The sequence below is a fragment of the Terrabacter sp. Root85 genome, assembly GCF_001429185.1.
Taxonomy (GTDB): Bacteria; Actinomycetota; Actinomycetes; order Actinomycetales; family Dermatophilaceae; genus Terrabacter.
Genome location: NZ_LMIW01000008.1, coordinates 430,426 through 454,120, shown reverse-complemented (window position 1 = coordinate 454,120; position 23,695 = coordinate 430,426). Strand labels below are relative to the sequence as shown.

15 protein-coding genes are annotated in these 23,695 nt (G+C 71.7%); 5 read left to right on the top strand and 10 right to left on the bottom strand.

Annotated elements, in window-relative coordinates; translation table 11 throughout:
* Window positions 1–11 precede the first annotated feature (11 nt).
* From ASE25_RS08615 to ileS, 3 genes are read right to left on the bottom strand one after another with little or no spacing between them, the layout of a single operon-like run.
* The gene (locus ASE25_RS08615; protein WP_056824763.1) at window positions 12–1,403 is read right to left on the bottom strand and encodes a folylpolyglutamate synthase/dihydrofolate synthase family protein; all 1,392 of its coding nucleotides are present in this window, start codon (window positions 1,401–1,403) and stop codon (window positions 12–14) included.
* On the bottom strand, window positions 1,400–2,017 hold the full coding sequence (locus ASE25_RS08610; protein ID WP_056769817.1) for a GNAT family N-acetyltransferase: 618 nt from the start codon (window positions 2,015–2,017) through the stop codon (window positions 1,400–1,402). The genes ASE25_RS08615 and ASE25_RS08610 overlap by 4 nt, the downstream gene beginning before the upstream one ends.
* Complete coding sequence (gene ileS / locus ASE25_RS08605; protein WP_056825675.1) at window positions 2,014–5,298, bottom strand: isoleucine--tRNA ligase; 3,285 nt, start codon at window positions 5,296–5,298, stop codon at window positions 2,014–2,016. The genes ASE25_RS08610 and ileS overlap by 4 nt, the downstream gene beginning before the upstream one ends.
* A gap of 274 nt (window positions 5,299–5,572) precedes the next feature.
* Between ileS and ASE25_RS08600 the strand changes: the two genes are divergently transcribed.
* The 4 genes from ASE25_RS08600 (at window position 5,573) to ASE25_RS08585 (ending at window position 11,304) form a co-directional block, all read left to right on the top strand.
* Window positions 5,573–6,943 carry an FAD-binding oxidoreductase gene (locus ASE25_RS08600; RefSeq protein WP_056769820.1) on the top strand — a complete coding sequence of 457 codons (1,371 nt, stop codon included), beginning with the start codon at window positions 5,573–5,575 and terminating at the stop codon, window positions 6,941–6,943.
* A 107-nt stretch (window positions 6,944–7,050) separates the two neighbouring features.
* The gene (locus tag ASE25_RS08595) at window positions 7,051–8,097 is read left to right on the top strand and encodes a M28 family metallopeptidase (protein WP_235508608.1); all 1,047 of its coding nucleotides are present in this window, start codon (window positions 7,051–7,053) and stop codon (window positions 8,095–8,097) included.
* A 63-nt stretch (window positions 8,098–8,160) separates the two neighbouring features.
* Window positions 8,161–8,694, top strand: a complete 534-nt coding sequence (locus ASE25_RS08590; protein ID WP_028785370.1) for an NUDIX hydrolase family protein — start codon at window positions 8,161–8,163, stop codon at window positions 8,692–8,694.
* Between the two features lie 360 nt (window positions 8,695–9,054).
* A complete protein-coding gene (locus tag ASE25_RS08585; protein WP_056824760.1) occupies window positions 9,055–11,304 on the top strand; it encodes a hypothetical protein in 2,250 nt (749 codons plus the stop codon).
* 344 nt (window positions 11,305–11,648) lie between these two features.
* Here ASE25_RS08585 and ASE25_RS08580 read toward each other — a convergent pair whose 3' ends face one another.
* Window positions 11,649–13,640 carry a TIGR03960 family B12-binding radical SAM protein gene (locus tag ASE25_RS08580; RefSeq protein WP_056824755.1) on the bottom strand — a complete coding sequence of 664 codons (1,992 nt, stop codon included), beginning with the start codon at window positions 13,638–13,640 and terminating at the stop codon, window positions 11,649–11,651.
* 117 nt (window positions 13,641–13,757) lie between these two features.
* On the opposite strand from ASE25_RS08580, the gene ASE25_RS08575 reads away from it, so the two are divergent.
* Window positions 13,758–14,897 carry an MBL fold metallo-hydrolase gene (locus ASE25_RS08575; RefSeq protein WP_056824752.1) on the top strand — a complete coding sequence of 380 codons (1,140 nt, stop codon included), beginning with the start codon at window positions 13,758–13,760 and terminating at the stop codon, window positions 14,895–14,897.
* 9 nt (window positions 14,898–14,906) lie between these two features.
* On the opposite strand, the gene ASE25_RS08570 is transcribed toward ASE25_RS08575, so the two are convergent.
* From ASE25_RS08570 to infB, 6 genes are all read right to left on the bottom strand, one after another.
* A complete protein-coding gene (locus ASE25_RS08570) occupies window positions 14,907–16,769 on the bottom strand; it encodes a long-chain fatty acid--CoA ligase (RefSeq protein WP_056824749.1) in 1,863 nt (620 codons plus the stop codon).
* A 145-nt stretch (window positions 16,770–16,914) separates the two neighbouring features.
* A complete protein-coding gene (rodA, locus tag ASE25_RS08565; protein ID WP_056824745.1) occupies window positions 16,915–18,147 on the bottom strand; it encodes a rod shape-determining protein RodA in 1,233 nt (410 codons plus the stop codon).
* Entirely contained in the window at window positions 18,111–19,082 is a 972-nt protein-coding gene (locus tag ASE25_RS08560) for a bifunctional riboflavin kinase/FAD synthetase (protein WP_056772393.1), read from the bottom strand. Before ASE25_RS08560 ends, rodA begins: the two co-directional genes overlap by 37 nt.
* A 56-nt stretch (window positions 19,083–19,138) precedes the next feature.
* The gene (gene truB / locus ASE25_RS08555) at window positions 19,139–20,089 is read right to left on the bottom strand and encodes a tRNA pseudouridine(55) synthase TruB (protein WP_056824743.1); all 951 of its coding nucleotides are present in this window, start codon (window positions 20,087–20,089) and stop codon (window positions 19,139–19,141) included.
* Window positions 20,086–20,574 carry a 30S ribosome-binding factor RbfA gene (gene rbfA / locus ASE25_RS08550; RefSeq protein ID WP_056769847.1) on the bottom strand — a complete coding sequence of 163 codons (489 nt, stop codon included), beginning with the start codon at window positions 20,572–20,574 and terminating at the stop codon, window positions 20,086–20,088. Before rbfA ends, truB begins: the two co-directional genes overlap by 4 nt.
* A gap of 183 nt (window positions 20,575–20,757) precedes the next feature.
* Window positions 20,758–23,682 (bottom strand): translation initiation factor IF-2, encoded by a 2,925-nt coding sequence (gene infB / locus ASE25_RS08545; RefSeq protein WP_056824740.1) that lies wholly within the window; start codon window positions 23,680–23,682, stop codon window positions 20,758–20,760.
* Window positions 23,683–23,695 lie beyond the last annotated feature (13 nt).

Below are 23,695 nucleotides of genomic sequence, written 5' to 3'. Positions count from 1 at the left end.
AGGGGCGGGGGTCAGAGGTCCGTGTGGCCGAGGAGCATCCGGACCTCGCCCGCGGTGATGACCGACCCCGTGGCGACGACGCCGCCACCCATGCCATCGGCCTCGGCGATGGTCACGGCCTGCTCGAGCGCATCGGGCAGGTCGCGGACGACCGTCACCCGGGACTCGCCGAAGAGCTCGACGGCGAGGGCGCCGAGGGCCTCGGGCCGCATCGCGCGCGGGGACGAGCTGCGCGTCACGACGATGTGGTCGAGGGCCGGCTCGAGCACCTCGAGCATCCCGGCGGCGTCCTTGTCGGCGACGATGCCGACGAGCCCGACGAGACGGGTGAAGGAGAACGCCTCCCCGAGCGCAGCCACGAGGGACCGGGCACCGTGCGGGTTGTGGGCCGCGTCGACGAGGACGGTCGGTGACCGCCGGACGATCTCGAGGCGCCCCGGCGAGGTCATCCCCGCGACGGCCGCGGTCAGCACCTCCGGCTCGATGCGCTGCTCGCCGCCACCGAGGAAGGACTCGACCGCCGCGACGGCGGTGGCGAGGTTGCTCGCCTGGTGCGCGCCGTGGAGCGGGAGGAAGAGGTCGGCGTACTCCCCCGCGAGACCTCGGATCGACACCTGCTGGCCACCGATGGCGACCTCGCGGGCGAGAACACCGAAGTCGTTGCCCTCGAAGACGATCCGGGCCCCGCCGACCTCCTCGACACGGTCGAGGAGGACGCGCGCGACGTCCTCGTCCTGCACGCCCGAGACGGTGACGGAGTCGGCCTTGATGATGCCGCTCTTCTCCTCCGCGATGGAGACGACGTCGTCACCGAGGAGGTGGGTGTGGTCGAGGTCGACGGGCGTCACGACGGCGACCTGGGCGTCGATGACGTTGGTGGCGTCCCACGAGCCGCCGAGACCCACCTCGATGATCGCGACGTCGACGGGGGCGTCGGCGAACGCGGCGTAGGCGAGGGCGACGAGCACCTCGAAGAAGTTCATCCGGCGACCGCCCGACTCGACTGACCGGGCGTCGACGAGCTCGATGAGGGGCGCGACCTCTTCGTAGGCCGCGATGAACTTCTCACGCGGGATCGGCTTGCCCGACAGGGTGATCCGCTCACGGATGTCGTGCAGGTGGGGCGACGTGAAGCGGCCGGTGGACAGCCCGGTCTCGCGCAGGATCGAGTCGATCATGCGGCTCGTCGACGTCTTGCCGTTCGTGCCGGTCAGGTGGATCGAGGGGTAGGTGCGCTGCGGGTCGCCGGCGAGCTCCATGACCGCGCGGATGCGGTCGAGCGACGGACCGATGTCGTTCTCGGGCGCCCGGGCGAGGATCTCCTCCTCGATCTCGCGCATCCGCTTCATCTCCTCGAGGTTGCGCGCGGCCTCCACCGCGGCGGCGTCCGGGCGGCCGTTCATGCGGACTCCCCCGTGCCCAGCTCGCGGACCATCCACACGCTCTCGGGCAGGCCCGATCCCGGGGCCTCTCGGTGCGTCTCGACGAAGCCGTGTCGCGCGTAGAAGCGCGCCGCCTGCTGGTTGCCCTCGAGGTAGGAGAGCGTGATCCGCGGGTGCTCGTTCTCGCGGGCCCGCTCCACGACGGCGTCCATGAGGCGCGAGCCGATCCCGTGCCCGTGGTGGCCGGGCAGCACGTAGAGCTTCCACAGCACGAACGACTCGTCCTGGGGCCCGAACGTCGCGACCCCGACGACCTCGTCGTCCTCGACGGCCACGAGGGTGCGGCCCTTGCGGATGGAGTCGGTGACGACGTCGCTCGTCCACCACTTCGCGAGACCCATGGCGACGTACTCGGGTCCGGCGATCGGCTCGTAGGTCGCGAGCCAGGTCCGGTGCCCGACGGACAGGACGCCCGCCAGGTCGTCGCCGACGGCGCCGCGCACGATCACCCCGTCGGTCGGCTGCGTGTCGGTGCGAGCCCCGGAGTCGGCCAGGTTGGAGTCGGTCGGGTCGGGGTCGGGGGTCGTGCTCACGTCGGCAGCCTCCAGCTCGTCCTCGCGGTTCGCGGCGATCATCGCTTGACCACGAGGATCGTCGCCGGGTGGTTGTCGCCGACGAGGACGTCGGTCGGCGTGCCCGGCAGCCCGTCGGGCAGAGCGTGGTCGGGTCCGGCCGCGGCGAACTGCGTCGCGAGCGTCTCGCCGACGATGAGGTCGCGGTGCGTCACCGTGGCCTCGAACACCTCGGCACCGCCCTGGACGGTCAGGCTGATGCGGTCGCTGACGTGCAGGCCGGTGTCGCGCCGGGCCTGCTGCACCGCGCGGACGAGGTCACGGGCCAGGCCCTCGGAGGCCAGCTCGGACGTCACGGTCGTGTCGAGCACGACGAAGCCACCCGACGGCAGCATCGCCGTGGCCCCCGCGTCGGCGTCACCGGCGACGACGGTCTCGAGGGCGTACTCGCCCTCGACGAGCGCGAGACCCCCGGACGTCACCGTGCCGTCGGCGTCGACGGTCCAGTCGCCCGACTTGCTGCCCTTGATGGCGCGCTGGACGTCCTTGCCCAGGCGAGGACCCGCGGCGCGGGCGTTGACGGTCAGGCGCTGGCTGACACCGAAGTCGGCCTCGCTCGCCGTCGCGACGTCGACGAGGGTCAGCGCCTTGACGTTGAGCTCGTCCTGGATGATCGCCCGGAACGGCTCGAGGCTCGCGGGCTCGGCCGCGACGACGGTCAGCTCGGCGAGCGGAAGCCGCGCGCGCAGGCCTCGGGCCTTGCGCAGGCTCGAGCCCGTCGAGCAGATCTCCCGCGCCCGGTCCATCGCGACGACGAGCTCGTGGTCGGCCGGCAGGTCGTCGACCGTCGGGTAGTCGGCGAGGTGCACCGAGCGCTCGCCCGTCAGGCCGCGCCAGATCTCCTCGGTCACGAGCGGCAGCAGGGGCGCCGTGGCACGCGTGACCGTCTCGAGCGCGGTCCACAGGGTGTCGAAGGCCGCGAGCGACTCGTCGGTCTCGCCGCCCCAGAAGCGGTCGCGGGAGCGGCGGATGTACCAGTTGGTCAGGACGTCGAGGAAGCCGCGCATCGTGTCGCACGCCGCCGCGATCTCGTACGTGTCGAGCTGCTCGGTCATGTCGCCGACGAACTCGCGCAGCTTGGCGAGCAGGTAGCGGTCGAGGACGTCCGTCGAGCTCGTCGAGCGCTTGGCCTCGTAGCCCTCCCCGCCGCGCGCCGTGTTGGCGTAGAGCGAGAAGAACGACCACGCGTTCCAGAGCGGGATCATCACCTGGCGCACGCCGTCACGGATGCCCTGCTCGGTGACGACGAGGTTGCCGCCGCGCAGGATCGGGCTGCTCATGAGGAACCAGCGCATCGCGTCGGCGCCGTCGCGGTCGAAGACCTCGCGGACGTCGGGGTAGTTGCGCAGCGACTTGCTCATCTTCTGGCCGTCGGAGCCGAGCACGATGCCGTGGCTGACGCACGTCTTGAAGGCGGGCCGGTCGAAGAGGGCCGTCGCGAGGATGTGCAGGGTGTAGAACCAGCCGCGCGTCTGGCCGATGTACTCGACGATGAAGTCGCCCGGGAAGTGGTGCTCGAACCAGTCGGCGTTCTCGAACGGGTAGTGCACCTGGGCGAAGCTCATCGAGCCGGAGTCGAACCAGACGTCGAGGACGTCCTCGACGCGGCGCATCGTCGACCGCCCCGACGGGTCGTCGGGGTTCGGACGCGTCAGGCTGTCGATGAAGGGGCGGTGCAGGTCGGTGATCTCGACGCCGAAGTCACGCTCGAGCTCCTCGAAGGAGCCGTAGACGTCGAGGCGCGGGAACTCCGGGTTGTCGGACTTCCACACCGGGATCGGGCTGCCCCAGAAGCGGTTTCGCGAGATGGACCAGTCGCGGGCGTTGGCGAGCCACTTGCCGAACTGGCCGTCCTTGATGTGCGAGGGCGTCCACTCGATCTCCTGGTTGAGCTCGAGCATCCGCTCCTTGATCTTCGTGACCTCGACGAACCACGACGAGACCGCCATGTAGATGAGGGGCTCGCGGCAGCGCCAGCAGTGCGGGTAGCTGTGGTCGTAGGTCTCGCGGCGCAGCAGCACCGTGCCGGCCGTGACCGAGCCGGTCTCTCCCTCGCCCCGCGTCGCCGCCTTGAGGTGGTCGATGATGTGGGCGTTGGCGTCGAAGACGTGCATGCCCTCGTAGTCGGTGACGGGCCAGAGGAACCGGCCGTCGGCGCCCACGGGGACGACGGGCTCGATGCCGGCCGCGTCGGTGACGATCTTGTCCTCCTCACCGAAGGCGCCGGCGGTGTGGACGAGCCCGGTGCCGTCCTCGGTGGTGACGAAGTCAGCGGGGAAGACCTGGTGCGCGCGCTCGTGTCCCTGGTAGTACGAGAAGGGCGGCGTGAAGGAGCGGCCGAGCAGGTCACGGCCCGTGAGCCGCTCGACGACGCGCTCGTCGAGCGTGGACAGGTCGACGTCGGCCCCGAAGAGGTCCTTGGCGTAGGCCGATAGCCGGGCCGCACCGATGACGTAGCGCTCGGCCGTGCCGGTGACGTCGGACTCGACGACGACGTAGTCGATGTCGGGGCCGACCATGATGCCGAGGTTGGCCGGCAGCGTCCACGGCGTCGTCGTCCAGACGAGCGCGAGCTCGCCGGTCTCGAGCCGCAGCCCGATGGTGACGGCGGGGTCCTGACGCATCTTGTAGACGTCGTCGTCCATGCGCAGCTCGTGGTTGGACAACGGCGTCTGGTCGTTCCAGCAGTAGGGCAGGACGCGGAAGCCCTCGTAGACGAGGCCCTTGTCGTGCAGCTGCTTGAAGGCCCAGATGACCGACTCCATGTAGGAGGGCTCGAGCGTCTTGTAGTCGTGGTCGAAGTCGACCCAGCGCGCCTGGCGCGTCACGTAGTCGCGCCACTCGCCGGTGTACTTGAGCACCGAGCTGCGGCAGGCGTCGTTGAACGTGTCGATGCCGAGCTCGACGATGTCCTGCTTCGTCTTGAGACCGAGCTGGCGCTGCGCCTCGAGCTCGGCGGGGAGGCCGTGGGTGTCCCAGCCGAAGCGGCGCTCGACGCGCTTTCCGCGCATCGTCTGGTAGCGCGGGACGATGTCCTTGACGTAGCCGGTGAGCAGGTGGCCGTAGTGCGGCAGGCCGTTGGCGAAGGGCGGTCCGTCGTAGAAGACGAACTCGTTGGAGCCGTCGGTGCCCGCGTCGCGGCCCTCGACCGAGGCGATGAACGTGCCGTCCTCGTCCCAGTACTTCAGGACCCGCTGCTCGATCTCGGGGAAGCGCGGGTTGGACGGGACCCCGCCCGTCGTGGACTGGTCGGCGTCGTTCGTGGTGACCTTGGGATAGGTCATGCTCGTGGTCTCCTGCGTTCGCGTCTGTTGGTCGCTCGTCTCTGCCACGAGGACGACGTCTCCTGCCGGAGGCTGCCGCGGTACCACCCCGCTTGCCGCACGTGCCCGCCCGCTCGGGCAGACGGCATACGGCCGCTCTTGTCGAAGGCTGTGACGGGCCCACCCGTCCGGTTCTAGTGGGGGTCACCCGCCGCGGAGGGTGACCCTGTTCTTCCGGAGGCTCGCCGCTGATACACGGCTCCGACGCCTGTGCCGTCCAGTCTAGCCTGTCAGCATGCCCAGCCTGCCCGAGCAGATCGCCCATCGTGAGGTCACCGACGCGGACGTGCGCCGGTCGTACGCGCTCGACGCGACCGTCGCCCTCGCTCCCCCACCCGACGACTTCGCCGTCATCCGGGCGCGCGACGTCAGCGATGTCGTGGCCGTGCTCGAGCACGCCCAGGCCACCGGCACCGCGGTCGTCCCGCAGGGAGCGCGCACGTCCCGGTCGGGCGGTGCCGTCGCCACCGAGGACTGCATCGTGCTCAACGTCGAGGCGCTCGACACCATCCACGAGGTGAACGAGCTCGAGGGGTATGCCGTCGTCGGCCCCGGCGTCGTCAACGCGGACCTCAAGCGTGCGGCGGCGTCGGCAGGCCTCTTCTACGGGCCCGACCCCGCGTCGTGGGAGACGTGCACCATCGGCGGCAACATCGCGACGAACGCCGGCGGCCTGTGCTGCGTCAAGTACGGCGTCACGTCCGACTGGGTCAAGGCCCTGCAGGTCGTGCTCCCGGGCGGCGAGGTCATGCGCACGGGTCACCGCACCGCCAAGGGCGTCGCCGGCTACGACCTGACCGGCCTCTTCGTCGGGTCCGAGGGCACGCTCGGCGTCGTCACCGAGGCCGTCGTGCGGCTCGAGCCGGCGCCCGACCCGGCCCTGACGGCCCTGGCCGTCTTCGACTCGCTCGACGCCGCCGTCGCCGGCATCGTCGCGCTGCGCCGCGACCCGCACCGCCCGTGCCTGCTCGAGATCATCGACCGCACGAGCGTCCGGGCCATCCAGGCGTTCGGCGACTTCGGGTTCCCCGACGACTGCGCCGCCGTGCTGCTCGTGCAGTCCGACCGCCCGGGTCACGTCGCCGACGACGTCGCGAGGTATGCCGCCCTGCTGGAGTCCGCGGGGGCGACCGACGTCGCGGTGGCCGACGACGCGCAGGAGTCGGAGGCGCTGCTCGCGGGGCGCCGCGTCATGAGCACCGCGTTCGAGGCGATGGGCGGTCGCCTCGCCGAGGACATGTGCGTGCCGATCGGCCGGCTCGCCGAGTTCGTGCGCGGCATCGAGGCCATCGCCGAGCGCCGGTCGGTGCTCATCCCGGTGAGCGGCCACGGCGGCGACGGCAACCTGCACCCCTCGATCGTCTTCGCCCACGACGACCCCGACAGCCTGGCGCGCGCGTGGGAGGCCTTCGACGACCTCATCCGGCTCGGGCTGTCGCTCGACGGCACCATCACCGGCGAGCACGGCATCGGGTCGGTCAAGGTGCCGTGGCTCGGCCTCGAGCTCGGGGACGCCGAGCTCGACCGGCAGCGTCGCCTCAAGGCCGTCTTCGACCCGCTCGGCATCATGAACCCGGGCAAGGTCTTCGCGGTTCCCGGCGCCTGAGGCCCGCGGCGCGGGTTTCGTGGAGTCGTGTCGGCACCAGGCGCCGGTGGATCTCCACGACCCTGCGGCTCGGCGGCCACCCACAGGTGACCGGGTTAGCGTGCCGGATGGCCGCCTCGACCCGTCGCCGGCGCCGGTCGCGCACCGCGCTGGCCGTCGTCGCCCTCCTCGCGGCTGCGACCGCGTGCACCGGCGGAGCCCCGGCTCCCGGGTCCGAGGGCGCGTCCCCCGTGTCCGCGCCGACCTCCTCGCTGCCCTCGACGTCGACGGAGGACGCCGCCCAGACGCCTCTGTCGACCTCCCCCTCCGACTCACCCTCGCGCTCGGCCTCGCCTGTGCCCCCGCCCCGCGCGGACCCCTTCGACGTCGACACGGTGCTCGGCGGCATCCGTGCTCTGGCGGGGATCGGTCCGCGTGACGCGGCGAGCCCGGCGAGCGACCGGGCTGCGGCCTACGTCGCGGGGCAGCTGCGTGCAGCCGGCTACCGCGTCACCCTCCAGCCCGTCGCCGTGCCCGCCGGTGTGTCGTGGGGCGTGCGGGTCCCCGCCGGCACGACGGTGGACGTCGTCGCCGACCCGCCCGGCTTCGACCCGACGCAGCCGCACGTCGTCGTGGGCGCGCACCTCGACACGGTGCCGCAGTCGCCCGGGGCCGAGGACAACGCGTCCGGGCTCATGGTCATGGCCGAGGTGGCCCGGATGACGCTCCAGCAGCCCGGCGCGCTCCCCGTGCGGTTCGTCGCGTTCGGTGCCGAGGAGGCGCGGGGCGGCAACGGCACGCTGTACGCGTTCGGCTCGCGGCACTTCGTCGCCGGACTGGGCGCGTCCGAACGTCGTGCGGTCCGCGGCATGGTCGCGCTCGACCGGGTCGGCGTGCGAGCCGCTGCGGTGCCGGTGTGCCACGTCGGCGGCGCCGACACCTCCCTCGCGGACGCGATCCGTCGCGCGGCGGTCCCCGTCGCCGCGACCAGGGCGTGCGTCAACAGGGCGAGCGACCACGTGTCGTTCGAGAGGGCCGGCATCCCCGCCGTCCGGCTCGGCAGCGTGCCGTATGCGGCATACCACTCGGCCACCGACGTGCCCACCGTCGTGGACCGGCGGCAGCTCGCCCGCTCGGGGGCCGTCCTCTGGGCGTGGATCCGGTCTCTCCGGTGACCCCCGACGCGCCGCGGATGGACCGCGCCTGGGCTCGGCGCACGCGTTTGGCAGGATGACGTCATGACCGAAGTGGACACGACGGGTGCGTGGCTGAGCCGCGAGGACCTCGACAACGCCCGTGACCGACTGCCGATCCTCTACGTCCACGCCATCCCGGTCCGCGTCGACGACCGCGGCGTCGTCACCCACGTCGGGCTGCTGCTCCGCGCCGACAGCGACGGCGGCATCGGCCAGGAGGTCGTCGGCGGTCGCGTGCTCTACCACGAGCGCATCCGCGACGCCCTGACCCGGCACGTCGAGAGCGACCTCGGTCCGATGGCGCTCCCGCGCATCCCCCTGTCGCCGCAGCCGTTCACGGTCGCCGAGTTCTTCCCGACGCCCGGCGTCACGCCCTTCCACGACCCGCGGCAGCACGCCGTCTCACTCGCGTTCGTCGTCGCCGTCATGGGTGACTGCCGGCCTCAGCAGGACGCCCTCGACCTCTCCTGGGTCACACCGGAGGAGGCCGCGTCTCTCGCCGTGCGCGGTGAGATGCCCGGCTCGCACGGCGTCCTCGTGCGCCAAGCACTGGCGCACGTGGGTTTCCCGGTCTAAAGGCGTGCATTTCGCGGAATAGCTTGAAAGGCAGGACAGTTCGCGACTTCGTCCCGGACTTCACCCGCAAAAGGGACGAGATCCGGGGAACGGCTGTGCGACCTGGGTCACGTGCTTAACGTCGACAGTTGAGCACTGGTCGGCCCTGCGCGGCGACTCCGTGGGGGCGGAGCTCTCGTGGTGGTTTCTGCCACCCGAGACGCAGGCCCACCGCCGACGGATGCTCTCCACCCGGATCGGGGGCCGGACAACCGGCACACATTGGAGACGAGCATGAATCATTCATGGATCGTGTCTCGGGGGAAGTCCAGCTCATCGGCAGGACGGACACATCGCAGCTTCAGGCGCAAGGCCACGGGCATGCTCGCGGCGACCGCGCTGGTCACGGCGGGCGTTCTGATGAACCCGCTCATCGCTCGGGCCGCGGACGGCCCGTTCACCATCGACGGCGTCGTTCCCGACGCGGGCTCGACGCAGCTCACCGACCTGTCGGGCAGCGTCAAGGAGCTCGGGCCGATCAACTCGAACACGACGAAGATCGGCGTCATCCACAACGCCACACCACCGATGCTGGGGCTCACCAACCCCAATGCCCAGGTCGACCTGCGCAACGCGTGGCTCGACACCGCGCGTGACACGAGCACCGGTCATGACTGGCTCTACTTCGCGTGGGAGCGTGACGCCAACAGCGGCAGCGGCTTCATCGCCTATGAGTTCATGCAGGACCCGCCACCGGCCGCGTGCGCGTACGACAGCGCGACGGACGCGCAGCTCACCGCGAGCTGCAACCCGTGGGCCAACCGCAGGGCCGGCGACTTCATGATCCTCTGGGACCAGCAGGGTGGCAGTCGCGACCTGGTCCTGCGCACGTGGTCCGGCACCAAGCCGAACCTCACCCTGAGCGCCGGCACGACGCTCGACGCCAGCGTCTCGCAGGCCGCCTTCAGCACGGACGGGTTCAAGGGCGAGGCGGCAGTCGACCTGACCGCCACGATCTTCGGCGGTGGGACGGCCTGCAAGTCGTTCGCCAACACCATCCCGAGCACCGTGACCGGTAACTCCGACACCGCCGACTACAAGGACACGATCCTCAAGAACGCGCCGCCGATCACCAACTGCTCCTCGACGACCGTGACGACGCCCAAGACGGGCGCCGGCAACCCGATCGTGGGCAACCTCTCCATCGGGACCGGCATCGTCCCCGTGAAGGACTCTGCCGTGGTCAGCCTCACCGGAGGCACGGCCACCCCGGCCGGCTCCGTCGCCTTCTCGCTGTGCAAGGTGGACTCACCCGGGCTGTGCACCTCGAGCGGCACCTCGGTGGGTTCGACGAACCTCACCGGAGCGGCCTACCCCGTGACGGTCCTCTCCCCGACGGCTTACGTCACTTCGGCAGGACGCTACTGCTGGCGCGCCACCTTCAGCGGCGACTCGGCCAACGGCATCCCCAGCTCGAGCGACTCCAGCAGCACTGAGTGCTTCACCGTCGACCCGGTCACCCCGACGCTCGGCACCACGGCGGGCGCGGACGTCAACATCGGCGAGGCGATCACCGACCAGGCGAGCATCAGCGGCCTGGCGAGCCAGCCCGCCAGCCCGGTGATCAACACCACCAACACGGCCGGTGCGGCCGCGGGTGGCACGATCACGTTCACGCTCTACGGTCCGGACGACTGCACGACCGTCGCCTACACCTCGAGCGCCGTCACCGTCAGTGGGAACGGCACCTACAACACCCCGAGTCCGCAGTTCCTCGCTGCAGCACCCGGGACGTACCACTGGTTCGCCTCCTACAGCGGCAACGCTCCGAACAACAACGCGGCCAGCCACAACACCGGCTGCACCGACGCCAACGAGGACGTCGTCGCCGCACCGGCGCACCCGTCCGTGACGACCCAGGCGACCGCCACGGTCGTCCTCGGCACCTCGATCAGTGACGTGGCGACGATCTCGAACGGCTACTTCCCCTCGGGCGGCATCGCTCCGGGGAACGTGACGTTCAAGCTCTACGGTCCGTTCGCCGCCGGCGACACGATCACCTCGACGTCCTGCGTCGACACGGGCACCGGTGCCAACCTCATCGCGGGCGCCACGAGCACGGTCGCGGCGACACGGTCGACGGGCACGACCGCCACCGCCACGGCCACGGCCTTCACGCCGACGGCTCCCGGCAAGTACGCCTGGGTGGCCAGCTACGCGGGCAACAGCCAGAACGACCCCGCCGCCGGGACGTGTGGCGATGCCAACGAGGCCAGCGTGGTCACGAGGGCACCCGCCTCCCTCACCACGGCGCAGACGCTCCGGCCGCAGGACTCGGTCGCCGTCATCGCCAGCGTGGGCGGGACGCCCAGCGGCAACGTGACGTTCTCGCTCTACGCCGGCTCGACGTGCACCGGAACCCCGGCGTACACCGAGACGAAGGCGCTGAGCGGCGCGGGGACGGCCGTCACGGCCAACTCGTCCTTCGAGATCGCCACGGCGAGCGCGTCGAACTACAAGTGGCTCGTCACCTACGCCGGTGACGGGAACCACCTGCCGATCAGCGGTTCGTGCGGCGCGGAGAACTTCACGCTCACCATCGCCAACGGTGGCTCCGTCTCCAGCCCGTGAGGTGAGGCCCTCCACCTGATCGTGGCCCGGCCGAGGGGGAGGCCGGACCACGACGGGCCCGTCACAACCGCATTCGAGTCCACGAGGTGAGACCGGTTCGGGCCAGTCCCCGGACCGGTCTCACCGTTCCCGGGGGCCGACCAGGCCGCCGTCGTCACAGGCGTCGCGGATCTTCGTCGCCGTCTGAGGCACTTCGGACGGGCACGTCCCGACGAGCGCGCGCTCGCCGGGTCGTGTGCTCCGGGCAACAGGGGACCCGAGCAGCCGTATGCCGCTCCGCCACCCTCCCCCGGCACGCGGCATACGGCCCCCTGGGGGACGCCCGCCATGACCGGCCGGGGGGCTCAGTGCTGGTGCTCGAGGAGGTCCTCCCGGCCGGAGCCGAGGACCGTGAGCGGCAGCAGGGTCTTGCCGGTGGGCCCGATCTCGATCTCGGTACCCATCTGCGGGCAGACGCCACAGTCGAAGCACGGGGTCCAGCGGCAGTCGTCGACCTCGGTCTCGTCGAGCGAGTCCTGCCAGTCCTCCCAGAGCCAGTCCTTGTCGAGACCGGAGTCGAGGTGGTCCCAGGGCAGCACCTCGGACTCGCCGCGCTCGCGCGTGGTGTACCAGGCGAGATCGACCGGCACGTCGGCGAAGGCCTCGTCGGCGCAGCGCATCCAGCGCTCGTAGGAGAAGTGCTCGCTCCACCCGTCGAAGCGGCCGCCGTCGCGCCACACGGCCTCGATGACCTTGCCGACGCGGCGGTCACCGCGGGAGAGCAGCCCCTCGACGATGCCGGGCTGGCCGTCGTGGTAGCGGAACCCGATGGACGCTCCGTAGCGCTTGTCGGCGCGGATCGCCTCGCGGAGCTTGGCCAGGCGCGCGTCGGTCTCCTCGACGCCGAGCTGCGAGGCCCACTGGAACGGCGTGTGCGGCTTGGGCACGAAGCCGCCGATCGAGACGGTGCAGCGGATGTCGCGGCGACCCGAGACCTGTCGGCCGGTCTCGATGACCTTCTTGGCGAGCTCGGCGATCTGGAGCACGTCCTCATCGGTCTCGGTGGGCAGGCCGCACATGAAGTAGAGCTTGACCTGCCGCCAGCCGGCGCCGTAGGCCGCGGCGACCGTGTTGATGAGGTCCTCCTCGGACACCATCTTGTTGATCACCTTGCGGATGCGCTCGGACCCGCCCTCGGGTGCGAACGTCAGGCCCGAGCGGCGACCGTTGCGGGTCAGCTCGTTGGCGAGGTCGATGTTGAAGGCGTCGACGCGGGTCGACGGGAGCGACAGGCCGGTCTGGGTGCCCTCGTAGCGGTCGGCGAGCCCCTTGGTGAGGTCGGCGATCTCCGAGTGGTCGGCCGAGCTCAGCGAGAGCAGGCCCACCTCCTCGAATCCCGTGGCGGCCAGGCCACGCTCGACCATCTCGCCGATGCCGGTGATCGACCGCTCGCGCACCGGGCGCGTGATCATGCCGGCCTGGCAGAAGCGGCAGCCGCGCGTGCACCCGCGGAAGATCTCGACGGACATGCGCTCGTGGACCGACTCGGCGAGCGGCACGAGAGGCTGCTTGGGGTACGGCCACGCGTCGAGGTCCATGACGGTGTGCTTGGACACGCGCCACGGCACGCCCGTGGCGTCGGCAGCCGGCGCGACCCGCTGGATCCGCCCGTCGGGCAGGTAGGAGACGTCGTAGAAGGCGGGGACGTAGACGCCACCGGTGCGGGCGAGGCGCAGCAGCACCTCGCGGCGACCGCCGGGCCGGCCCTGGGCCTTCCACTCCCCCACGATGTCGGTGACGGTGAGGACGGCCTGCTCGCCGTCGCCGACGATGGCGGCGTCGATGAACGAGGCGACCGGCTCGGGGTTGAAGGCCGCGTGACCGCCCGCGATGACGATCGGGTCGTCGACGTCGCGGTCGATCGCGTGCAGCGGGATGCCGGCGAGGTCGAGCGCCGTCAGCATGTTGGTGTAGCCGAGCTCCGTCGAGAAGCTGAGGCCGAAGAGGTCGAAGTCACGCACCGAACGGTGCCCGTCGACGGTGAACTGCGGCAGGCCCGCCTCCCGCAGCTGCGCCTCCATGTCGGGCCACACGGCATACGTGCGCTCGGCGAGGGCGTCAGCGCGCTCGTTGAGGACCTCGTAGAGGATCATGACGCCCTGGTTGGGGACGCCGACCTCGTACGCGTCGGGGTACATCAGCGCCCACCGCGTGGTCAGCTCCTCGCCGTCGGGGCCGTGACCGCCGACGTGCCAGTCCTTGACCGTGGAGTTGAGCTCGCCGCCGACGTACTGGATGGGCTTGTTGACCCGCTCCAGCAGGGGCTCGAGGGCGTTGAACAGGGACTCTCCGGGCATCCCGCCATGGTACGTGGGTCTGCCGCTGCACCGAAAACACGGCGAACCGCCCACCCTCGGCCAAGGCCCGGACACGCCGGGGACCCGGACCTAGTCTGGGTGGGCGGAGGTGGAGAGGTGGCGACGGTGCCGACGGCGATCCACGTGGAGGTGCTGCCCGCGCGACTGGGCGACTGCCTCCTCGTCGAGTGTCAGCGCCCCGACGGCACGACGTGGCGGATGCTCGTGGACGGCGGCCCTCCGGACACGTGGCCCCTCCTCGAGGCGCGGCTGCGCCGCCTCGACCCGGGTGACCGGCACATCGACGTCGCCGTCATCACGCACATCGACAACGACCACATCGGCGGCATGCTGCCGTTCCTCGCCAGCGACCTGGCCGCCGACGTCGGGGACTTCTGGTTCAACGGGCGCCCGCACCTCCCGGTCACAGGGCCCGACCGGCCCCGCAGCGTCGACCAGGGCGAGAGCCTCGTCGCGGCGCTCCGCGGCTCCGATGGAGACCCCCTGGCCGGCGGGCCCGCCGCGCTGGCGTCCCACACCCGCGCCCTGCCGTGGAACGCCGCGTTCGGTGGCGGGCCGGTCGACACCGGCGCCGCGGGCGGCTTCGTCGAGGTCGCGGTGCCGGGTGGGCCGACGGTGACCGTGCTCTCCCCGACGACGAAGCGGCTCACCCGGCTGGCCGACACGTGGTCGAAGAGCCTCCGTGCTGCCCTCGGCGCACCCGACCGCGACGTGGGTCTCGACGTGCTCGGGCCCCTCGACGACCTGGAGCACCTCGCCGACACACGGACGCCCCAGGACTCCTCGGTGCCCAACGGCAGCAGCATCGCCCTGCTCGTCGAGCATCGCGGGGCGAGCGTCGTGCTCGGCGCCGACGCCTACGGCGGCGTGCTCGCGGCGGCCCTGCAGGGCGTGGCCCGGGCCCGTGGGGACGAGACCCTCAGCGTCGACGCGTTCAAGCTGCCCCACCACGGCAGCGAGGCCAACGTCGTCGCAGCCCTGCTCCGGGCGGCACCGGCCCGGCACTACCTCGTCTCGACGAACGGCGACGTCTTCCACCACCCCGACGACGCGGCCGTGGCCCGGGTCGTGCTCGGTGCCCCGGCCGGACCGACCCTGTGGTTCAACTACCGCACCCCACGCACCGAGCGCTGGGCCGACCCGCGACTCGTCGCGAGCCACGGGCACCACGTCGCGTTCCCCGACCCGGGGCGCGCCGACGCCGGGGCCGTCATCGACCTCCCGGCGCGGCGCTGAGCCTCGGCGTCAGGAGCCGTCGTACATCGCGTCGAGCTCGGCGCGGTGCTTCTCGGTGACGGCCTTGCGGCGCAGCTTCATGCTCGGGGTGAGGTCGCCCTCCTCGACGGTGAGGTCCTTGTCGAGGATGGTGAACTTCTTGATCGTCTCCCAGCGGTTGAGCCCGTCGTTGAGCTGGTCGACGTAGCGCTGGACGAGGGCGTGCGCCTGCGGCGAGGCCACCACCTCGGCGTACGTCTTGCCGTCGAGCCCGACGGTCGGGGCCCATCCGGCCACCGCGTCGGGGTCGAGCGTCACGAGCGCCGTCGCGTAGTTGTGGCCAGCCCCGTGCACGAGGAACTGGCTGACGAAGGGGCACAGGCCCTTGAAGCGGGCCTCGATCTCGGCCGGGGCGATGTACTTGCCGCCCGAGGTCTTGAAGACGTCCTTCTTGCGGTCGGTGACGTAGAGGAAGCCGCGCTCGTCGATGCGCCCGATGTCGCCGGTGTGGAACCAGCCGTCCTCGGTCAGCACCTCGGCGGTCGCCTCGGGGTTGTTGTGGTAGCCGCGCATGACGCCGGGGCCCTTGACGAGGATCTCACCGTCCTCGTCGGCGATGCGGACCTCCGTGCCCGGCAGCGGCCAGCCCACGGAGCCGTACTGGTACGAGCCGTGCTCGGGGGCGTTCACCGTCGTGCCCGATGACGTCTCGGTCAGGCCGTAGCCCTCCTGGACGAGCAGGCCGACCGACCCGAACCAGCGCGCGACGTCCGCGTTGAGCGGCGCGGAACCGCTGATCATGAAGCGGACCCGCCCGCCGAATCGCTCCTGCACCTTGTGCAGCACGAGCTTCGTCGCGAGCGCGTGCCGGCGCTGGAGGCCCGACGAGGGCTGCTCACCGCGGGCCTGCACGTCGCGAAGCTCACCGCCCACCTTGAGCGCCCAGTCGATGAGCTTCTTCTTGACGCCCTTCTCGCCGGCGAACATCAGGGCGATGCGTCCGTGCGCCTTCTCGAAGATGCGCGGCGGGCCGGCCATGAAGGTCGGCTTGATGACGGCCATGTTCTCGACGATCTTGTCGACCCGGCCGTCGACGGCGGTCGGGAAGCCGATCTGGAGCCCGGTCGCGACGAGCATCTTGCCGAACACGTGCGACAGCGGCAGCCAGAGGAACTGGAGGTCGTCCTTGGTGAAGGTGCCGATGGCGTCGATGACGGCGCCCTCGTAGACGACGCTGTCCTGGACGAGGCGCACGCCCTTGGGCCGCCCGGTCGTGCCGGACGTGTAGATGACGACGGCGAGGGACTCGGGGGTGAGCTGGTCGATGCGCGAGTCGACGAGGTCGGGCGTCGCGGCCAGCCACTCGCGGCCGCGCTCGGCGAGCTCGTCGGTGGTGATGACCCAGCCGTCGTCGCTGCCCGGTCCGGTCAGGGCGATGACCTGCCGGACGCCCGGCACCTCCGAGCGCACGTGCTGGAGCTTGGCGACCTGCTCGGCGTTCTCGGCGAAGACGATGCCGCTGCCGGAGTCGGTGAGGATGTAGGCGACGTCCTCGGCGATCGTCGTCGGGTAGACGGTCGTCGTCGCACCGCCGGCGCAGATGACGGCGAGGTCGGCGAGGATCCACTCCACGCGGGTCGTCGACGCGATGGCGACGCGGTCCTCCAGCGCCACCCCGAGGCTGACGAGCCCGGCGGCCCACTGCTCCACGACCTCGTGCGTCTGCCGCCACGTCAGCGTGGTGAGCTCGCTCGACCCCTCCGCGAAGTAGAGGTAGGCCGGCGCGTCGGGCGTGGCCCGGACCCGGCTGCGGAAGAGCGCACCCACGCTGGGAGCGCGTCCGTCGAGGACGTTCTGGTCGACGTCCCGGTCGGCAAGGGCCTGGAGGGGCATGTGGACTCCTTTGTCACTGCGGTTGCGCGTCATCGGCGTCTGCGGGCGACCGCCATGCCGGGATGATGTCAACAATCGTCGTGCCAGTCACGCATCCGTCGTCGTCCACGTCGAAATGTGACCCCTCGGTAACCGGAGGCGGGGCTCAACCCCGCCGGAGGCGACCCGCGACGGGTCGTCCGCCTCGCCGCTGCGACGCCGCGGCGACGTTGCCGACGAGGCCGACGGCGATCCACGAGGCGATGAGCGAGGAGCCACCGCTCGACACGAACGGCAGCGGCAGCCCCGTGACGGGCATGAGCCCGAGGTTCATCCCGATGTTCTCGAAGGCCTGCACCCCCAGCCAGACGGCGACACCGATCGCGACCAGGCGCCCGAACGCGTCGGCGCGGCGCGCCACGACGACGCACCGCACGACGATGAACCCGATGAGCACGACGAGCCCTGCCGCGCCGAGGAAGCCGAGCTCCTCCCCCGCGACGGAGAAGACGAAGTCCGTCTCCTGGAAGGGGATGAACCCGCCCTGGGTCTGGCGACCCTCGAAGAGCCCCTGGCCGCCGAGCCCGCCCGAGCCGATGGCGATGCGCACCTGCCGGGTCTGGTAGCCGATACCCTGCGGGTCGAGCGAGGGATCGAGGAAGGCGCGCAGCCGGTTGCGCTGGTAGGCCGACAGGACCGGCGTCAGGAAGGCAGCAGCCACGGCCGCCGCGCCGGCCACGAGGACGCCGAGCGTCCACAGGGCCGGGGCGCCGGCCGCCGCGATGATGACGACCGCCATGGCGACGAGCACGAGCGCAGAGCCGAGGTCGGGCTGGGCGAGCACGAGAACCACGGGTATGCCGGCCACGACCCACGCGAGCGCGACGTCCCGGTGGCGCTGGCGCAGCCCGCGCTCGGCCCGCTCCGCGAGGAGCATCGCGAGCCCGATCGCCAGGGCCACCTTCATCAGCTCCGACGGCTGCAGGCTCATGCCGCCCGGCAGCCGGATCCAGGAGCGCGAGCCGTTGACGGTCGACCCGAGCGGCGAGACGACGGCCGCGAGCCCGAGGACGGCAAGGACGTAGACGACGGGAGCGACCGCCCGCACCACGCGCACGTCGAGCCGCGTCACCACGGCGGCGCACGCGATGCCGACGCCCAGCGCGACGAGCTGCTTGAGCGCCGCGGTCCCGCCGACCGACGCGCGGGTGGCCGACCAGACGAGGACGACGCCGACGACCGACAGGCCGAGGGCGCCGATGAGCAGTCCGAGGTCGACCCGCAGCCACGACGGCCCGGCGGGGCCCCGTACCGCCCGACGGCCGCCCGCGGAAGGCCGCGTCGGCGGCAGGAGCGGCCCGGCTACGACGGGACGATCGCCGAGAGGATCTCGCGACACCGGACCACGTCCTGGGCCATCTGCTCGACGAGGGTGTCGATCGACTCGAACTTCAGGGTGGGACGCAGGTGCGAGACGAACTCCACCGCGACGCGCTCGCCGTAGAGGTCGAGGTCGGTGCGATCGAGGACGTAGGCCTCGACCCTGCGCTGATGACCGTCGAACGTCGGGTTGGTGCCCACGGAGACGGCCGCCGGGAGGGTGCGGTCGGGGGCACCCTCGTCGAGGCCGAGACGGACGAGCCACCCGGCATACACCCCGTCGGCCGGCACGAGGCCCTCGTGGTCCTGCGAGAGGTTGGCCGTCGGGTAGCCGAGCTCGCGGCCCCTGTGGTCGCCGTGCACGACGGTGCCGGTGACCCGGTGCGGACGGCCGATGATCTGGGCGGCGTGGTCGACGTTGCCGGCGAGCAGCTCGGCGCGCAGCTGCGTCGAGCTCCAGCGCGCGCCCTCGTCGGCCCCCTCGCCGATGTCGTCGAGGGCGATGACCTCGAAGCCGTGCGCGGCGCCGAGCTCGCGCAGCGTGCCGACGTCGCCGGAGTTGCGCACGCCGAAGCGGGTGTCCTTGCCGACGACGACGGCGCAGGCACCGAGGGCGTCCACGAACGTGCCGCGGACGAACTCCTCGGGGGTCTGCTGGGCGAAGTCACGCGTGAACTCGATGACGAGCACCGCGCCGACGCCCACCGACGCGAGCGCGTCCAGTCGCTGCTCGAGCGACATGACGGCAGCCGGGGCGCGGTCGGGGTAGAGCACGGCGATCGGGTGCGGCTCGAAGGTGACGGCCACGGGAAGGGCCCCGCGGTCGGCGGCCTCGCGCACGACGCGCGTCAGGACCTCGCGGTGCCCGCGGTGCACCCCGTCGAAGTTGCCGAGGGTGACGACGGTGGGCCCGAGGTCGGCCGGGATGTCGTCGAGTCCGTACCAGCGCTGCACGGCGACCACTGTAGTGGCCCCGTCGGAGCGGACGTCCGAGGGCTCGGGCACGAGGCTCAGGCCCCCGCCCCGGACGCGGCGAAGACCACCTTGGCCCGGGCGGTCGGACGCGTCTCGTCGAGCACGGCGACGAGACGCCCGTCGGGGTCGATGGCGGCCACCGCGTCGGAACCGTCCACCGCGCTCTGGATGCGCTGGCCGTAGCCGAGGGCGACGGCCTCCTCGGCCGTCACCTCGTGGACGGGCAGCTGCGCCCGGGCCGCGTCGGCGATCGGGAGCAGGGGTATGCCGTCCGGCCCGTCGGTCTCCGACGTGGCCGTGAGGTCGTCGAGCGAGACCGCGGCGTCGAGCCCGAAGCGGCCGACCCGCGTACGCCGGAGCGCCTTCAGGTGGCCGCCGACGCCGAGCGCCTCGCCGAGGTCGCGGGCGAGCGCGCGGACGTAGGTGCCGGACGACACGTCGACCTCGACCTCGACGTCGACGACGTCGATCGGGGGCCCCACCTCTACCGTCGCGGTGCCGGGGCGCACCGAGAGCACGTCGAAACGGCTCACCGTGACCGGCCGGGCCGGCAGGTCGACCGAGTCGCCCTGCCGGACGCGCGTGTAGCTGCGCACACCCTTGACCTTGATGGCGCTGACCGAGCTCGGCACCTGCTGGATGTCGCCCGTCAGGGCCGCGACGGCCGCGGGCAGGGCCGCCTCGAGCGCGGGCACGTCGTCGACCCCGAGCGCCTGGGTCGTCTCACCCTCGGCGTCGTCGGTGAGGGTGGCCATCCCGAGACGGATCGTGGCGGCATACGACTTGTCGCAGCCGACGAGGAAGGTCAGCAGCTTCGTGCCGCGCTCGACGCCGAGCACGAGGACGCCGGTCGCCATCGGGTCGAGCGTGCCGGCGTGGCCGACCCGGCGCGTGCCACAGAGACGACGGGCGCGCGCGACGACGTCATGGCTCGTCCATCCGGCCGGCTTGTCGACGACGAGCAGGCCACCCGAGCGGTCGGTCATCGGGCGTCGACGTCCGCGTCCACCTCGGCGTCCACGTCGTCGCTGTCCTCGTCGTCCGCCGACCGGTCGACCGGCTTGCGGTAGGGGTCGGGGTCGCCGGCGGGCTTGGCGTTGGCCGCGGCGCGGGCCAGCTCCTCGTCCCTCGCCCGCGTCTGGGCCACGAGGTCCTCGAGGTGGGCGGCGCCCTCGGGCAGCGCGTCGGCGATGAACTCGATCGACGGCGTCAGACGGATGCCGATGCCCTTGCCGACGGCCGAGCGGATGCGGCCCTTGTTGGCCTCGAGCACCTCGGCCGTGGCCTGGCGGTCCTCGTTGCTGCCGAAGACGGTGTAGAAGACGGAGGCCTGCTGGAGGTCACCGGTGACGCGGGCGTCGGTGATGGTGACGAAACCGAGGCGCTCGTCCTTGAGCCGGAACTCGAGGTACTCGGCGACGATGACCTTGATCCGGTCGGCGATCTTGCGGGCGCGGGCGGGGTCAGCCATGGCTACCTCTTTCGTGTGCTGTGCGGTCGGGCCGTGACAGCCGGGCCGACGTGGTGTTCACCCTAGTAGCGGGCCGGGGGCCCCGCGCATTCCCACTCGGGCGTCCGCGGGGCGGGTGGGGACCGCCGCGGACGGCGACGGCGCCGACCCCCGTGGGGGCCGGCGCCGTCGGACCGGTCGAGCTCAGGCGCGCGGCTTCTCGCGCATCTCGAACGTCTCGATGACGTCGTCGATCTCGATGTTGTTGAAGTTGCCGAGGTTGATACCGCACTCGAAGCCCTCGCGGACCTCGGTGACGTCGTCCTTGAAGCGACGCAGACCGGTGATCTCGATGCCCTCGCCGATGACGGTGCCGTCGCGGATGATCCGCGCACGGGTCCCGCGCTTGATCTCGCCGGAGCGCACGAGCGAACCCGCGACGTTGCCGAACTTGCTCGACTTGAAGACCTCGCGGACCTCGGCCGTGCCCAGCTGGACCTCTTCGTACTCCGGCTTGAGCATGCCCTTGAGCGCTGCCTCGACGTCGTCGATCGCCTGGTAGATGACCGAGTAGAAGCGCATGTCGACGCCCTCCCGGTCGGCCAGCTCGGCGACACGCTCCGCAGGGCGGACGTTGAAGCCGATGATGATCGCGTTGTCGACCGTCGCGAGGTTGACGTCGTTCTGCGTGATCGCACCGACACCGCGGTGGATGATCCGCAGGTCGACCTCGTCGCCCACGTCGATCTTGAGCAGCGCGTCCTCGAGCGCCTCGACCGAACCCGACACGTCACCCTTGAGGATGAGGTTGAGGGTGTCGACCTTGCCCGCGGCGAGGGCCTCGTTGAGGTCCTCGAGCGAGATGCGCTTGCGGCGCTTGGCGAGGCTCGCCGCACGCGACGCGGCCTCACGACGCTCGGCGATCTGGCGCGCGGTGCGGTCGTCGGGTGCCACGAGGAACGTGTCACCGGCGCCCGGCACCGACGTCAGACCGAGCACCATGACCGGACGCGAGGGACCGGCCTGCTCGACGTTGTTGCCGTGCTCGTCGAGCATGGCACGCACACGGCCATGACCGCTGCCGGCCACGATCGAGTCGCCCACGCTGAGGGTTCCCGACTGGACGAGGACGGTCGCGACCGGGCCGCGGCCCTTGTCGAGGTGCGCCTCGATGGCGACACCACGGGCGTCCTTGTCGGGGTTGGCCCGCAGGTCGAGAGCCGCGTCGGCGGTGAGCAGGACGGCCTCGAGGAGCCCGTCGATGTTCGTGCCGTTCTTGGCCGAGACGTCGACGAACATCGTGTCGCCGCCGTACTCCTCAGCGATGAGGTTGTACTCGGTCAGCTGCTGGCGGATCTTGGCCGGGTTGGCGTCCGGCTTGTCGACCTTGTTGACGGCCACGACGATCGGCACGTTGGCCGCCTGGGCGTGGTTGAGCGCCTCGATGGTCTGCGGCATGACGCCGTCGTCGGCGGCGACGACGAGGATCGCGATGTCCGTCACCGACGCACCACGGGCACGCATGGCCGTGAAGGCCTCGTGACCGGGGGTGTCGATGAACGTGATGGCGCGCTTCTCGCCCTCGTGCGTCGTGGCGACCTGGTAGGCACCGATGTGCTGGGTGATGCCACCGGCCTCGCCCTCGGCGACCTCCTCGGAGCGGATCGCGTCGAGGAGCTTCGTCTTTCCGTGGTCGACGTGGCCCATGACGGTCACGACCGGCGGACGCGCCTCGAGGTCCTCGTCCTCCTCGGCCTCGAGCTCGGCGTCGAGGTCGATGTTGAACGAGCCGAGCAGCTCGCGCTCCTCGTCCTCGGGCGACACGACCTCGATCTCGTAGCCGAGCTCGGCGCCGAGCACCTTGAAGGTCTCCTCGTCGAGGGACTGCGTGGCCGTGGCCATCTCGCCGAGGTGGAACAGCACGGTGACGAGCGACGCCGGGTTGGCGTTGATCTTGTCGGCGAAGTCGGTCAGCGAGGCACCACGACGAACGCGGATGGTCGTCTTGCCGTCGCCACGGGGGACGCTGACGCCACCCAGGCTCGGCGCCTGCATCTGCTCGAACTCCTGGCGCTTCGCGCGCTTGGACTTGCGGCCTCGGACCGGACGACCGCCGCCGCGACCGAAGGCACCAGCCGTCGAGCCACGACCGCCACCGCCACCGCGGGGACCGCCGAAGCCACCGGGGCGACCGCCACCGGGGGCGCCGCCGGGGCCACCACCGAAGCCACCACGGCCACCGGCGCCACCCGGGCCGCCACGGCCGGGGCCGCCGGCCGGGCGCTGGCCGGGACGGCCGACGGTGCTGCGCTCGGGCATCATGCCCGGGCTGGGACGCGGACCACCCGGACGCGGGGCGCCGCCGGGAGCACCCGGACGACCGCCTGCGGCGGGGGCACCGGGACGCGGGGCGCCACCGGGAGCACCCGGACGCTGGCCACCCTGACCTCCCTGACCGCCCTGGCGCTGCTGCGGACGCGGCATGCCCTGGCTCGGGCTGAACGGGTTGTTGCCCGGACGCGGCGCGGTGTCGCCACCGGGACGCGGGGCGCGGGACTGGCCCATGCCCTGGCTCGGGGCGAACGGGTTGTTGCCCGGACGCGGCTGACCCGGACGGGGAGCCGGACGCGGGGAGGCCGGGACGCCGGAGGTCTGCTGACCACCGTCACGGCTGGACTGCACCCGAGCCGGAGCCGACGCCGCAGGAGCGGCGGGGGCCGGAGCAGCCGGGGCCGGAGCCTTCGGTGCCGGGGCGGCGGGTGCGGGAGCTGCCTTGGCGGGGGCCGGAGCGGCCTCGCGGGCAGCAGGTGCTGCGGGAGCAGCCGGGGCGGGAGCCGCCGGTGCTGCGGCTGCGGGAGCGGCCGGCGCGGGGGCCGACGGCGCCGGAGCAGCCTTCTGGGGCGCGGCGGGGGCCGCGCTCGTGGGGGCGGCCTTGGGGGCCGCCGGCTTCTTGTCGCCGCTGGACGAGCCTTCCCGGGGGAAGGTCTCGATGATCTTGCGGACGACGGGGGGCTCGATGGTCGACGATGCCGACCGGACGAACTCTCCCTGGCTCTTCAAGTGTGCGAGCAGTGTCTTGCTCTCGACTCCGAGCTCCTTTGCGAGCTCGTAGACCCGGACCTTAGCCACATCTCTCCTGTTC